Origin of the sequence: Termitidicoccus mucosus, from assembly GCF_038725785.1 — a bacterium.
Classification (GTDB): Bacteria; Verrucomicrobiota; Verrucomicrobiia; order Opitutales; family Opitutaceae; genus Termitidicoccus; species Termitidicoccus mucosus.
The window spans coordinates 649,996-663,555 of sequence record NZ_CP109796.1 but is presented as its reverse complement, the minus strand read 5'-3'; the positions used below and the strand labels follow the sequence as shown (position 1 = coordinate 663,555).

General features: G+C 64.8%; 8 protein-coding genes. All 8 read right to left on the bottom strand.

Annotation, left to right across the window (positions count from 1 at the left end):
• Window positions 1-4: 4 nt before the first annotated feature.
• The 8 genes from OH491_RS02250 to OH491_RS02215 all read right to left on the bottom strand — a co-directional run bounded on the left by OH491_RS02250 (window position 5) and on the right by OH491_RS02215 (window position 13,530).
• Window positions 5-844 carry a sugar phosphate isomerase/epimerase family protein gene (locus tag OH491_RS02250; RefSeq protein ID WP_068769521.1) on the bottom strand — a complete coding sequence of 280 codons (840 nt, stop codon included), beginning with the start codon at window positions 842-844 and terminating at the stop codon, window positions 5-7.
• Window positions 841-1,827, bottom strand: coding sequence for a hydroxyacid dehydrogenase (locus tag OH491_RS02245; RefSeq protein ID WP_068769522.1), 987 nt, complete (start codon window positions 1,825-1,827; stop codon window positions 841-843). The genes OH491_RS02250 and OH491_RS02245 overlap by 4 nt, the downstream gene beginning before the upstream one ends.
• Window positions 1,828-1,853: 26 nt before the next feature.
• Complete coding sequence (locus tag OH491_RS02240) at window positions 1,854-3,875, bottom strand: sodium:solute symporter family protein (protein ID WP_068769523.1); 2,022 nt, start codon at window positions 3,873-3,875, stop codon at window positions 1,854-1,856.
• Entirely contained in the window at window positions 3,872-4,825 is a 954-nt protein-coding gene (locus OH491_RS02235; RefSeq protein ID WP_145928656.1) for a hypothetical protein, read from the bottom strand. The genes OH491_RS02240 and OH491_RS02235 overlap by 4 nt, the downstream gene beginning before the upstream one ends.
• Window positions 4,826-4,866: 41 nt before the next feature.
• Window positions 4,867-5,940 carry a Gfo/Idh/MocA family protein gene (locus OH491_RS02230; protein WP_068769525.1) on the bottom strand — a complete coding sequence of 358 codons (1,074 nt, stop codon included), beginning with the start codon at window positions 5,938-5,940 and terminating at the stop codon, window positions 4,867-4,869.
• Window positions 5,941-6,016: 76 nt separating this feature from the next.
• Window positions 6,017-7,396: a GH1 family beta-glucosidase gene (locus OH491_RS02225; RefSeq protein ID WP_068769851.1), complete on the bottom strand. Its 1,380-nt coding sequence runs from the start codon at window positions 7,394-7,396 to the stop codon at window positions 6,017-6,019.
• A gap of 13 nt (window positions 7,397-7,409) precedes the next feature.
• Window positions 7,410-11,615, bottom strand: coding sequence for a hypothetical protein (locus tag OH491_RS02220; RefSeq protein WP_145928657.1), 4,206 nt, complete (start codon window positions 11,613-11,615; stop codon window positions 7,410-7,412).
• A gap of 82 nt (window positions 11,616-11,697) precedes the next feature.
• Window positions 11,698-13,530 (bottom strand): FAD-dependent oxidoreductase, encoded by a 1,833-nt coding sequence (locus tag OH491_RS02215; protein ID WP_068769527.1) that lies wholly within the window; start codon window positions 13,528-13,530, stop codon window positions 11,698-11,700.
• Window positions 13,531-13,560: the final 30 nt, after the last annotated feature.

The window sequence follows — 13,560 nt, the reverse complement described above, 5'->3', positions numbered from 1 at the left end:
AAAATCATTTGTCGGATTTTGTCTCCGCCGCCACGACGCCGCGCACATAGGCGACCTCCTGTTTCAGCACGGCTGCCTGCCGCCGCATGTCGTCCTCATGATAAAACGGCATGAACACAAAAGTGCCAGCCCACCGGCGGCGCACCAGCGGGCGCACGACCTCGTGCCAGTTCACCACACCTTCGCTTGCCGGGCACCACTGCCGCGACCAGCCCTTGGCGGGCGTCCCGCGAAGGGACTCATCGCGCACGGGCATGGTGTCCTTGATGCCGAAGGCGCGAAGATAATCCCCGAGCAGCGAGACGGATTTTTCCCAATCCTCAAAACCCTCGAACGACTGGTTGCCGGGGTCGAGTTCGATGCCGACCGCGGAGGCGGGCAGGCCGCGCACAAGCTGCCACGCCGCCGACGCGCTGGAAACCAGCATCGTGTGGTGAACTTGATAAATGGCGCGAACCCCGCGCCGGGCGCAATGACCGGCGATTTTTTCCATCGCCCCGCGCGCGACCTCAAGGGAGGGAAGCGTTTCCCCGCTGGCCGCGGGAAAGTAGGCGAGACGGAATTCACGGATGTCGTTTTCGGCCAGTATATCCAGCATCCCAGGATTCTTTTCGATGTCCTCCAGACTCCAGCCCGCCGTGGCGAAGAGGACGGACAATCCCTCGGCTTTCATAAAACGGACAAACTTCCGCGTGTCGCGCCCCAGCGTGGCGGGCTCGCACCAGTATCCGTCGCGAACCACGAGGTTCACGGCATCCAGCCCGCAGTCGCGCGCCACGCCGGCCAGTTCCGGCAGGCTCAGGGTGCGGAAAAATTTCGGATAGATTGAAAAGATTATATTCATGCGATGCGCTCCAGCATGTCGCGTGTGACCACGCATTGCGGCGGTTTCCCGGAGAGGAACGCCTCGATGTCCGCCACGGCGCGGTGTCCCATGTTATGGGCCGCGGGGCCGGCCAGGTGCGATGTGTAATATACATTCGGCAATTTGCGCAGCGGACTGTCCGCCGCCGCCGGCTCCGGGGACGAAACATCGAGGAACGCCCACAGGCGCCCCTTGGCCAGCTCGCCCGCGAGCGCGGCTTCGTCGAGGCACTCGCCTCGCGACGTATTGATAAAAATGGCATCATCACGCATGGCTTGAAAATGGTCCCTGCCCAGCAGCCCGCGCGTGGAGGGAAGCGCGGGAGTGTGCAGGGTCACCGCGTCGGCCTGCCTGCACAATTCAACCAAGTCCGGGACAAGCCTCGCGCCCAGGCGCGCCGCGTCGCCGGATTTTATATACGGATCATATAAAGCGATCTCGCAGCCGAAAGGTCGCAGGCGCTCCATCACCGCCTTGCCGACCTCGGAGGCGCCGATGACCGCCACGCGGCTGGCGGAGAGGATTTTCAGGTTGGCGGGCCTGTCCGCCGCCCCTAGACGGTTTGCGTGCGCATTGGGGATGATCTGGCGCAATCCGACAATCAGCTCGCCGACGACCATCTCGGCCACGCTTTCGGCGATCGCCCCCTTGCACGAGGCGACCGTCAGTTCGCGTCCGCCCCAGTCCTCCGCAAAAAAGTGCTTCACGCTTCCGCCCACGTGCTCCCAAAGTCGGAGCGCCGGTGCGACGGATAACAACTCGGCGGACGGCGGCGGCGCCCACCAGGAGCCGACGGCAATGTCGCAATCGCGCAGAATCTCCATCGCCTCGGGCCGGGATACCGGCTCGGCCGCGTCGGTCGCCATCACCTCGCCGATGTCATGCAAACGCCTCCATGCGACCTCATCAAACAGGTTTTCGCGGAGGGGCTTGTTTATTATCACGCCGATTTTCGGTTTCATTTTATCAAAAACAAACGGACAACCCTTTATTTTCCCGGTTCACTCTTCACCACGGTGCCATCATCGGCATCCTCGCGTCTCACCGAGTCGAGCTGGCGAAACAGGCTGCGCAAATCCTTCCAGACGCCAATGGCAAACCAGATCGTGGTTATTATGGCCATCACAAGGCAAACCCATACCGACGTGATCATCGCATAATCGAACCACCAGTCCTCCGAAAGGCGTCCAACAAAGAGCGTCCACAGCAGGATGCCGACGGCGAGCACGTTGAGCCCCACCGTCCAGCCGACGATGCCGATCGTGATCGCCTTGTCGCCGCGCGTGAAATTCTCGTCGATGTTCAGGAGCCGGGTGAGCCAGTTCTTTCGCACGGGTCTGGCGACCTTGGCGGCGTATTCCAGCTTGTATATTCCGCGATGCAGCATCTTGTCCAAATTGAATGGCTGGCGGCAGGTGAGGAGCGACACGATGACATAGGACGAGCCGGCCACGGCGGCGATGAACGCCGAAAGCTGCACGCCGTTGAACGGGCAGTTTTCCGGATTCGCCGCCAGGAATCCCCCGACTGCGCCGCCCGGCGAAACGACACCCGCGAGCCACTGCGCGAGAGGCTTCCAGAATTGCTGCACGATATTGAACGTGACGCCGAGGCTGGAGCCGATGATCATGGCCGTCCAGGCGCCGGCATTGGTGCCCCGCTTCCAATACAAACCGCCCCACACCACAAAGCCGATGCCGCCGAGGTAAATCGCGCCGATGAGCGCCACGATCATCACAAGGTAATCGACGGGCTTGAATATGATGCTGAAGAAGCACGCGAAGGCCGCCACGCAAAACACCGTGACCTTCAGCCAGCGCACGTGCGCCCGGGGTTCGAACGGTTTTTTGCGCAACGGCATGATGACATCCTGGAGGATGGTCGAGCCGTGGCCGTGCAACTGCACGCCCTGCGCGGCCAGCAGCCCGAACAGCAGAATCGAGAGCAGGCATCCTTTCACACCCGGCGCGAGAAACGCGCCCAGGGCCATCGGCATGCTCATCTGCGTGCGGAGCTGCGCGTTGTCGATGGTTGCCAGCCCGTCCCTCACCATCGCCTGCTGCGGGGCGAAATCGGCGTGATGCAGCACGGTGAACGCGGCGATGGATATGAGCACGCTCATCGCAATATAACTGTAACCGCGCCAGTTGCCGAGAATCTGCGCCATCCGCCCCTCGTGCGCCGTCTTCGCCGCCGCCGCGAAACCCTGCTGCCACGCGGTCCCGCGATAATAATAAAAGCTCAGCGCGATGCTCAGCAGTATGTAAATGCCGTTGAAATCCTGCCGCCCGCCAATCTCGAACGGATCGACAAACGACGCGCCCGGCACGCCGGAGGTGAGCGCGTCGTGCATCTGCGAGACGGAAATGGTGCAGATGATAAAAATCGCTATTATCAGATAAAAGAAGCCGGATATGACACCTTCGATGCAGTCGGTGATCATCACGCTGATCTGGCCGCCGCTGAGCGCGAAGTAGAGCGAGATGCCCATCAGCACAAACATGATGACAACATACGTGGGCACTTGAAGCGGCCCGATGAACATGTGCCTGGGCAGATCGCAAAAATAGACAAAGAACCGGGCCCCGACCGCCGGCTGCACGCCGAAGTTGAATATGCCCGAGAACACGGCGAGGAAACTCGCGAACACGCGCAGCCCCCGGCTGTAACGCATTTCGAAAAACTGGTGGAACGTCAGGGCCCGCGTCTCGCGGAATCGATAGACGACAAGGCCGAACACGGCCACGAAGAAAAAAATGATGTCGCGGGCGGTGTTCCAAAAATTCAGCGAAAACCCGGTTTTGGAAAAAACCTCCAGCGCCGTGATGAGCAGCATCACACTGGAGCCGGTCTCGGCCAGCGCGGTGCAAATCAGATAGCGCCCGGCGCAGCGGCTGGCCGCAAGGAAATCGGCCACGCTGCGCATGTAGCGTTTCAGATAGATCGAAATTCCCAGGACAAATGCCAGCGGCACCAGGATGATGAGAACATCGTATGGGCTTAATTTCATAAAGTGGAGTGCTCCCGGTCCGCGCCGGCGTCGTTTGAAAAATCGTAGCCGCGCGTCCATTCCGCTTTTTCGCCGGGCGCGAGCGTGATGCGGACAAACTGCTCCGGGCAGAGATAGCGCGCGGTCGCGTGCACCGCCACGCGCGAGGCGGGGCGCGACACCCGGGCCAGCACGCGCTGGCCCGTGCGCGTGTTGCGCACCGCGACCATGTTGGGCGCGCCCGCGGGCGGCGCGACGCGGAGATTGACGGCTCCCGCGGGCGCGGCGGTGAAAACGATTTTCCGCCCGTCCTGCGCCGCTCCATCGCCAAGCCCGCCGGCCTCAAATTCAAACGGAAACTTGAGCTGGTAGCCGGGACCGATAGGCGCGCCGTCGAACAGGAAATAATTATGAGCGTATTGTTCGGTGCCGAACGGCTTTTCGCCCGTGTTCTCCAGCACGCAGCGCACCTCCACGCGCGCGTCGCCGACGAGCACCTCGGCCATGAGCGCGCAGGCGTAGCCATTGACCGGTGCGCACACCTGCCGGAACACCGCCCGGTCGGTCCCCCACTCCACCCCGGTTCGCGCGGGCTCGACGAGTTCCTGCGGCGTGTAGAATTCGTAGTTTTCCGCGCGCTTGCGCAGAGTGCCCACGCCGATCTTCAGGTAGCCGCCGCCGATTCCGGCCTCGGCGAAGCCGGGCGGCCCGCCGGGTGTCTGGATGTCAAATTCCATCGCGAGCCCGCCGTTGTCGCGCAGCGGGTCGTGCTCCGGCGGGGCGAACAAAAACTCGCGCCCGCCCAGGCGCGCGCGCAGCACATTGGCGACGGGCGAAAAACGCGTGCCGGCGTGGTAGCGGTCGGGCGCCGCCGGGTCCATGACTTCCACCACAAGGCCGCCCCGCGCCAGCACGCGCGTGCCGGGCAGCGGGAGCGGCGCCGGTGTTTGGGAGGCGGCGGTAGAGATCATGGCAACAACCGGCAAAAGCGGCGGAAATTTTTTCATGCGAATCACGCGCCGGGATTGAACGCGCCGCCGCCCGCCCTGGAAACATCCACGCGCCGCCCGGAGCGGTAGCTTTCGCGGATCGCGCAGGTGTAGTCATAGGCGCGGATGCCGTCCTCTATGCCGACCGGCATCGCGCGCCCGGCGAGCCATGCGTCGATGAAATCCTTCATCTGCGCCGAATTCCGGTCGATCTCGCCGCCGTCGCCGGGTTCGCTTGACAACGACCACTCATAGGTTTCCTCGGCGGCGCGGGCGCGGTTTTTATATACACGCACAAAGGTGTCCTTGCCCCATTGATACTGGATGCCGAGCCCCTCCGCGTGCACCGTGCCGCGCTGCACGTATTGGTGGCTGTTCTGGGAGAGGGTGAAGACGGCCATGCCGCCCTTGTTGTATAAAAAGGCGGCGGTGACCTCGCGCTCCTCGTGCGGGAGCGGCGCGCCGGGCGGGGTGTAGGCCGTGGCCGTCACCGAGTCCATCGGGCCGCCAAGCCACCAGAGCCAGTCAAACACGTGGCAGCAGTGTTGCAGGAGTTCGCCGCCGGATTGTTCGAGGCGCTGGCGCCAGCCGTATTGCGAGGGGTCGACCGGCGCCCGTTCCGGCGTGAGCCAGTGGTGGTGCACGCCGAGGATGCGGCCCGCCTCGGGGCGCCGGAGAATCTCGGCGACCTTGCGATACGGTGTGACGTAGCGGTAGGACAGGCCGACATAGCAACGCACGGGCCATTGCTTGTACGCGGCGAGGATTTTCTCGCGGCCCGCCCGGTCGACGCAGACCGGTTTTTCCAAATAGACATCCTTCCCGGCGCGGGCGGCGCGCGCGAAGGCGTCGGCGTGCAAATACGGCGGGAGGCTGATCAACACGACATCGACCTCCGGACAGGCGAGAAACTCCTTCTCGGTGGCGAAGGCGCGCCCGCCGTATTTCTCGGCGGCATGGCGGGCCTTCGCCTGGTCGATGTCGAAACAGGCGGCGATCTCGACGGTGCCGGCGGCGGCGGCTTTCGAGGCGTCCATGAGGTCGCGCGTGCGATACATATTGCAGCCAAAAAGTCCGAAGCGGATTTTGTTTTTCATGTGGTGAGAGGGTGAAAAAATGCGGGGGTGTTATATTTTATAATGTTTATATTCACGGACGCGGCGGACGGCGGTGTCAAAGGGATGCCCCATTGGTTCGGATGACGCCGGCATACCATGCGAATGAATCCTTGGGCGTGCGTTTTTGCGTGCGATAATCGACGTGGACAAGGCCGAAGCGTTCGCTGAACCCATCGCTCCATTCGAAATTGTCGAGCAGGGACCAATGAAAATAACCCTGCACCGGATGCCCCTCGTTGATGGCGCGCCGGATGGAGCGGAGATAGCCGGAGGCGCAATCCATCCTTTGCGGGTCATGCACGCCCCCATCGTGATGGACGAAATCAATGTTGTTAAAGCCGTTCTCCGTGAAAACCAATGGGAGTTTGTAGCGCTCCGTCTGGAAACGCGCGGCCCAATAGGGAGCTTCGGGGACAATGCTCAGCCACGGGCGAGTTCCCCTGGGGTTGCCCGGCCCCCAGGCGCCGGGAACATCCTCGGGTGCGCCGCCGGCGCCGGCGCGGACCGGCCAGCCCGAATAGCAATTATAGGCGAGGAAATCCACGGGTTGCGAAATCAACGCCATGTCGGCGTCCGTGATCGGCGGCAAATCCGCGGCAAAAGCCTTCAGTCCCTCCTCCGGGTAGCGCCCGAACACCACGGGGTCGGCCCACCAGGCCAGATCCCAGAAGTTGCGTTGCCTGCATGAAAAATAATCGCGCCGGGCCGCCTCGACATGCTCCAGCGTCTCCTCCATCGGGATACGCTCCCGGCTGGTATGCGCGATGGAGATTCTGGCGGGGATGCGCGCGCCCGCGCGCAAGGCCTGCACGCCGCGCCCGTGCGCCAGCAGCAAGTGGTGCGCCCCGAGCAGGCAGTCGGCAAACGCCAGGCGCAGTCCGGGTGCGTTCTGCCCGCGTTGATGCCCGAAACCGATGATGACGGGCGGCTCGTTGAAGGTCATCCAGTGCCCGACCCGGTCGCCGAAACGTCCGGCCACGAGCGCGGCATAGTCGCCAAACCATTCCACGATGTCGCGATTCAGAAAGCCGCCCTTTCTCTGCAACGCCAGCGGCAAATCCCAATGATACAGCGTGACCCAAGGCGTCACTCCCGCCTCAAGCAGCGCGTCGATCAACGCATCATAAAAGGCCATGCCCTTCTCATTTGCCACGCCGGCGCCCGAGGGCAGGATGCGGCTCCATGACAGCGAGAACCGGTAGGCGCCCAGCCCCAGTTCCCGCATGAGCGCCACGTCTTCCCGCCAGCGATGGTAATGGTCGCAGGCAACATCGGCATTCTGATCTTCGAAGATTCGGCCCGGTTCGTGCGTGAAGGCATCCCAGATGGACGGCCCCTTGCCGTCGGCATCCCACGCGCCCTCGATCTGATAGGCGGAGGTGGCCGCGCCCCAGACAAAGTTTTCAGGAAAGGCTGTTTTGAGTGCCGTTTTCATGCGGTGAAAATAATCAGCGCGCAAGCGGGGATGCGTCCGGCTCGATGCGCAGGCCGCCTGCGTCGGTGATGTGGCAGGTGAACCAACTATAAAGCGAACCGCCCTGGTTTTTCACCAGCAGTCGGTTCACGCCCTTTTTGAGCTTCGCGGCGGCGGGGCGCGGTTTCCAAGCGTTGAACCACGCGCCTGCGGTGCGCCAGATTTTTTCGTTGCCGGCGGGCTTGAGTTGTTCGCCGTTCAGCCACGCGTTGGCCCACCAGTCGGTGCCGATGTAGATGAGCACGTCGCGGTCATCGGGACTTTCAATGAAAGTTTGCGCGTAGCCGATGCCGTAGCCGGGGAGTCCGGCGCGCGTGGCGAAGTTCACGCCGGCGTCCTCGTGCGTGCCGACCGGCACGCCGGTGGTCGTCCAGCGAAGCGCGCGGTTGTTCTCGTTGCGAAACACCGCCGTCGGCGACGCGTCGTTTTCCGGACCGTAAACGGTCTCCATGCCTCGCTTCACGTTTTCGTCCTTCATCGCCGCGTTTTTCCAAAAACCCTCGAATGGCCCGGCCGCGGCCCAGCGCGTCGTGTCGAGCGCGCGAAGTTGCGGGACGAGTTTCAGGGCGTAGATGCCGAAGCCGTCCGCGCCCTCGAAACGCACGCGCGTCCTGCCGCCCGGCAGGAGCACCGGGGGCATCACGCTTTTCTCCGGCGCGCCCGGCACGCACACCTCGGCGGGCAGCGCGCAGGGTTTGCCGCCGAGCGCAACCGTGATCGGGCCGGCGGCGCGCGCGACGTGGCCGATGTAGAGTTGATACAAGGCAGGCGCGGGCGCCTCCAGCTCCACCTCGATGACTCCGGCCTTTGCCGTGGCCACGCGCGCGAAACGCCACTCGGGGTTGAACGTCTCCGAGTCAACCAAGCCGCCGCATCCGCCGGGCACGCATGAGCGGGCAAGCGCGTCGGCGTCGATGAACGGGTCGTCCGGCTCGAAACGTCCGCCCGCAAGGTTCTCCATCAGGTTCGGGAAGCGCGTTTCGACCTGCCCGTCGGGATAACGGCCGGTTTTTTCATAAGCGGCCATCATCGGCGCGGACGAGAGCAGCGTGCGCGCGCGCCAGTAGGCTCCGCGGGCGAACGCCTCCGCCGCCTCGTCCGTGATGTCGCGGCAGCGCCGCCGTTCGCGCCCGGAGAGGGATTCCTTGAACGGGCCGCGCTCGATCCGGTCGAGCAGACCGCGGGCGAACGCCAGCCGCCCGCGCACGAACGCGATCTTTTCCTCCGGCACCGCCACCCGCGCCGACCGGATGACCGCGCCGGCGGGAGCCTCGAACGAAAGCAGTTGATACGGCTCCAGCTTCAGTTTCAGCGATCCGTTTTTCATCGGCACGCCCCCGGCGCGCCCGAGCGGGGTGACCGCGCCGGCGCCGGCGATTTCGAGCGAGATCCCGACCGGGTAATGCTCGCGGTTCACCGCGTAGAAGAGCAGCTTGTCCGGCTCCTCCCGTTGCCACACGGCGACGGGATCGCGGGCAAACTCCACCGGCTCGAACGGGCGTCGCGGCAGCCGGGAAAATTCCTCCATCCAGCGGGTGTGAAATTCGCGCCGCCCGTAAATGAGCGGGTAACCTCCCTCGCGGATGACCATCGAGTCCTGTCCGGCCAGCGCCGACGCGAGCGGCTCGAGGGCGTTGACACCCGCAGCGGCGGACGAGGAGCAATAATGCCAGCGGGGAAGCGGCGCGCCGAGTTTCGCGAGCGGGAACTCCGGCCCCCATTCCTGATACGCGCCATAGAGCGCGAAGCCGCGCTCGCGGTTGTATCCTGCCTTTGAATACTCGGGATTGCGCAGCCGGTCGTAGGAGCGCTGGTCGGCGAGATAGGTGAAGGTCTTGCCGCGCCCGAACGCCGCGGTCGGCAGCAAGCCGACACCGGGCGAGGCGGAGAGTTTTTCCAGGTCGATGCCGGAACCGGCCATGCGCTCAAGGATGTTCTCCGAAAGGCTCAGGCCGTGGTTCTCATCCTGCCGCCCATCGCCGCAGAGATAAAACACGACGCCGGGTTTCGCCTGGCGCATGCGCTCCGCAAGGCGCAGGAGGAAGCCGGTCACCTTTTCGCCGCGCCACGCGACCCAGCGCGGCTTGATTTTCTCGCCGGTGAGAAAACGGTGGCGTGCCTCGAAACGCTTCTCCGGGTCGCCGCCGTCGGGCACCGCGATGCCGGTCTCGTTTTCAAACCGCCGCACCGTCCAGTCCTCATAGCCCCAGTCCATGCCGGTAAGCGCGTAAAGCCCCTCCCACTGCCAGGCATCGAGGCGTCCCGACAACCCGATGAAGGACGACGTGTCGGCCAGCGAATCCGCCAGTTCGCCGTAGATGGAAATCATCATGTCCTGCACGCGCGGGTGCAGCACGTTCCAATACGGCCAGGTGCCGCCGGGCTCCCTGCCCTCCATGCTGAAACCCCACCACGAGCGCGTGTAGAGATCGGAGGGGTTTTCGACGCCCTCCGTCATCACGTGCTCGTCGAAATAGCGCAGGCGCGCGAGGAAGATCTCCGCGAGGTAGCCGATGCGGTGCTTCTCGCACAACAGCGCGCTCAGGCGCGGGATGTTGTAGGGCTTGAGCAAAAAACCGTCGAGAATCGGCGAGTCGTAGGTGCATTGCTGATACGCGACCGCGGTCGGCCAGAAGGCGTTGACGCCGGTGTGGGCCAGCCACTCCATCGTGCGCTTCAACCCGATGAAATCGCGCGCGGCGGGGCCGGCGTTTTTCGGGGTGTTGAAATGCGTGTGCCAGCGCTCGTGCTCCTCCATCCACATGCCGACGACGCGCCCGCCGCCGGTGACGCCGCCCGGCGGCAGTTCGCCCTCCACCTCGAACACGCGGATGCGCGCCGCCGCCGCGCGCTTGCCAAGACGGCTGCTGACAAGGCCGAGATGCACGTCCCTCCCGTTCGGCCAGAACATCACCGTCTCGGTGAGCATGGTGTTTGAGAGCGGCAGATAACCGCCGGTCTCGTAGCCGAAGGTCGGCGGCAGATAACCCTGCATTTTCCCGGCGTCGCTCCGTTCAAACACATCGACGATGGACACGCAGACCGAGCGCCAGTCGTCGTCGGGATGCTCGATCTCGATGACGAGCGGCCGGCCCGGAGCGACATTTTCGAGCAGGTAGGCGAAGCCGGAAAAATTTTCCGCCGCCGCGCGTGGATGCGGGTCCACATCGGGACCGCGCCCGTCGTTGCTTTCGCGATAGCGGCCCGCAGGCGCGGCCACGACACGCGTCGCGCCGTTGGCCTCCCAGTAATTTTTACCCGCGCGGACAGGGGCGCCGTTGACGGTGTTGGCCACGCAGTCGATGTCGAAGACAAGCCGGCGTTTCATCCCGGCGTCCGCTCCCGGCGCGGGCGCCGCGGCGGTGTCGATGACGAAATAGGTGCCGCCACCGTTAGTGATGAAATCGCTCGCGCCGAGCTTTTCGCCGCCCGATTTGGCCGCGAGCGTGAACACGCCTTCCTCGTCGCACGGCACGGCGAGGTCGAGCACCCGCATCTCCGGCGACGCGGGAAATTCCGCGCGCGCCACCGGTGTTTCCCTGCCGCTCATCTCGTCGATGCGAACGATGTCGTAAACCGCCGCGATGTTGCCGCCGCCACCGGTGAGGCGGAGCAGGAGGGGCTCGCCCCGGCGCAATTCCCGCCGCCCCGCGATGAACGCCTCGACCCGGTCACGAGGGGACTCGCCCGCCGTCTCGATTTTCCACGCGCGCGCAAACCCCGCCGGGAAGGACATGCGCCCCACGCGCTTGACCGTGAGCGTGTGGCGTCCGGCGGTGAGCGGCAGGCTGGCCTCCTTGGTCCAGCCCGCGCCGGCCTCCATCGGTTTTCCCGCCCACTCGGCCGCCGATCTCATGCTCAGGCCGAGGTAAAGCGAGACGCGCCGCCCGTCCACGAAAACCTCGCGGGCGAGCGACGGCATGTGTTGAAACGAAAGCACATACCAGCCGTCCTCCGGCACCTCGAAATCGTAATCGGCCGTGAAGTTCGCCGCCGGCAACGGTCCCGTGCCGGGATCCTTCCAATCCTTTGGGAGCGGGATCCCGCCGCGATCCGCGGCGGACACGTCACGCTGAATGCGAAACGGCTCCGCGTCCGCCGCCGCCAGCCCGAGAAAAAACAACACCGCCAGACTGAACGGCAAACTCGGACGGGGAAAGGAGTATCGGGAGGGCTTCATCAATTGCGGCTACCAAACACGGGGTGAAAAAGGCCGGCAAGAGGGGCATGGTTTTATCGTTAAGTGTGATCCCGGCTCCGGGTCAGTCTTTCGCGCCGCCGAGTTCGTCCCGAAGTTTTCCCAGGTATTCGCCGCGAGTGATTTCCGGCGCGGAGGCCACGCCCAGGCCGAGCGCCCCGCGCCAGGCGGCGGCGGTGTCCGCATCGAGCGGCTTGTCCGCGTCCACCCGCCAGCCCTCAATGGCTCCGCGCAGGGCGAGCTTTTGCACGACGGGCCACGCCGGATGCGAGGGTTTCATGTCGCGAAACCAGACCAGCACCGCGCCGTGGCGCAGGAGCGAATCCTGTATTTTATTTACGGATACATTTCTCAATCCCGTTTCCCCGGCGAGCGAAAGGTGGGCGGCGGTCCCGGCGGCCTCGCCGAGCGCCATCCAGCACGGCTCCATGCGCAGCGTGCTCAGGCCGACATGCGTGGCGGAGACGGCGACCGGGACGAGCAGGCCGTCCACGCCCTTCGGCACGATGACGCCATACGGCACGGTGTAGGGCACGGTGTCCTGCGAGAACATGCCGTCGAGGTGGCCGCGCCCCGGCTCGCGTTTGCGCACGGGGTGCGAGTCGAGCGCGTAATGGCTGGCCGTGATGCTGTCGCGGTGCAGCGGGGGGCGTTTGCCCTCGGCGACGGGCAGCGCGTCGGCGGCGGTGAAAAGATACTCGCCCATGATGCGGCGGCCTTCGCGCACATACACCTGGCGGGGGAAATGCCCGTTGTCGGCAAACTCGTCGCGCGAGAGCCCCCACTGCGAGCAGTCGGCGCGAAACGCCTCCGGGAGTTCCGCGTCGTTCTGGCAGAACCAGAGCAGTCCGAGCGTGTAGTCGCGCAGGCGGACGGCGAAACGGTCGCGCCAGGCCCAGCCGGAGGTCGGCCACGGCCAGTTTTCCTCCGGCAGGTCGGTGGAGATGAAGCAGGCGTGGTGGTTGTTGCCGTCGATTTTTCCATTGGGCAGCTCAATGATGTTGAGGATGCGGGCGATCGTGCTCACGCGGTTCGGATGCGGAGGCACGGGCGCCGCGTCGCGGTTCAGGCGGATGTCCTCGATGAGCGAGACATAATCGTCACGATTATACGCGGCGGGCTTGCGGATGGGCACGCGGTTTTCTGGCACCTTGGTCAATGGCAGGCGGTAGTTGTAGGCTTGCACGGCGTTGTCGGCGAGGCCGGTGGAGCCGGGGCCGGGTTCGGCGGCCCAGGGTTTATAAAGGCGGCCCGCGAGCGCCTCGCCATGCTCGGCCCGGCCTTCGCGTCCCACGCGATACGGCGCGCCCGCCGCGGCGGCGAGATCGCCCTCGTAGGTGGCATCAATGAAAATTCTGCCCGCGGCTTCCTCGACCGCGCCGGTCTCGCGGTTGATCACGCGGATGGCCGCGAGGCGGCCATTCACGAGAGTGACATTCGCCGGGTCGGCGTCGAACTGCCGCATCAGCCGCACCTCGATGGCGGGATGCTCCGCGAGCATCCGGGCGAGCACTTTTTCCGCGACCGAAGATTCGAAGTGATACCCGTCGCGGCTGATTTCCACCTGCCCTGATTTCTCACCGTAGGCGGCGGCGTAATGCGCGCGCACACGGCCCGTGAATTCGAGAAACAATCCGCCGGTCGCGCCGCGCGTGACGATGTCGGTCGCGCCGAGGCCGTTCGCGGGCAGACCGCCGATGTGGTTGGTGCGTTCCAGCACGAGCACGCCGCGGCCTTCGCGCGCCGCCGCGATGGCCGCGGTGATGCCGGCCGGCGTCGCGCCCACCACGACGAGGTCGTGCCGCACGCGCTCGCCATCCGCCGCGCGCGCGAATGTCGCGGACAACAGGAGCACCAACACCAGCCGGGGAAGGAAAATGAATTTCAGGGATTTCATGATTGTGTGTGTTTTGGGATCAAAGGTCCG

Excerpts from the sequence above, each read along its gene's own strand:
- OH491_RS02250 (WP_068769521.1), bottom strand. The coding sequence starts at position 844 with ATGAATATAATCTTTTCAATCTATCCGAAATTTTTCCGCACCCTGAGC.
- OH491_RS02245 (WP_068769522.1), bottom strand. The coding sequence starts at position 1,827 with ATGAAACCGAAAATCGGCGTGATAATAAACAAGCCCCTCCGCGAAAAC.
- OH491_RS02240 (WP_068769523.1), bottom strand. The coding sequence starts at position 3,875 with ATGAAATTAAGCCCATACGATGTTCTCATCATCCTGGTGCCGCTGGCA.
- OH491_RS02235 (WP_145928656.1), bottom strand. The coding sequence starts at position 4,825 with ATGATCTCTACCGCCGCCTCCCAAACACCGGCGCCGCTCCCGCTGCCC.
- OH491_RS02230 (WP_068769525.1), bottom strand. The coding sequence starts at position 5,940 with ATGAAAAACAAAATCCGCTTCGGACTTTTTGGCTGCAATATGTATCGC.
- OH491_RS02225 (WP_068769851.1), bottom strand. The coding sequence starts at position 7,396 with ATGAAAACGGCACTCAAAACAGCCTTTCCTGAAAACTTTGTCTGGGGC.
- OH491_RS02220 (WP_145928657.1), bottom strand. The coding sequence starts at position 11,615 with ATGAAGCCCTCCCGATACTCCTTTCCCCGTCCGAGTTTGCCGTTCAGT.
- OH491_RS02215 (WP_068769527.1), bottom strand. The coding sequence starts at position 13,530 with ATGAAATCCCTGAAATTCATTTTCCTTCCCCGGCTGGTGTTGGTGCTC.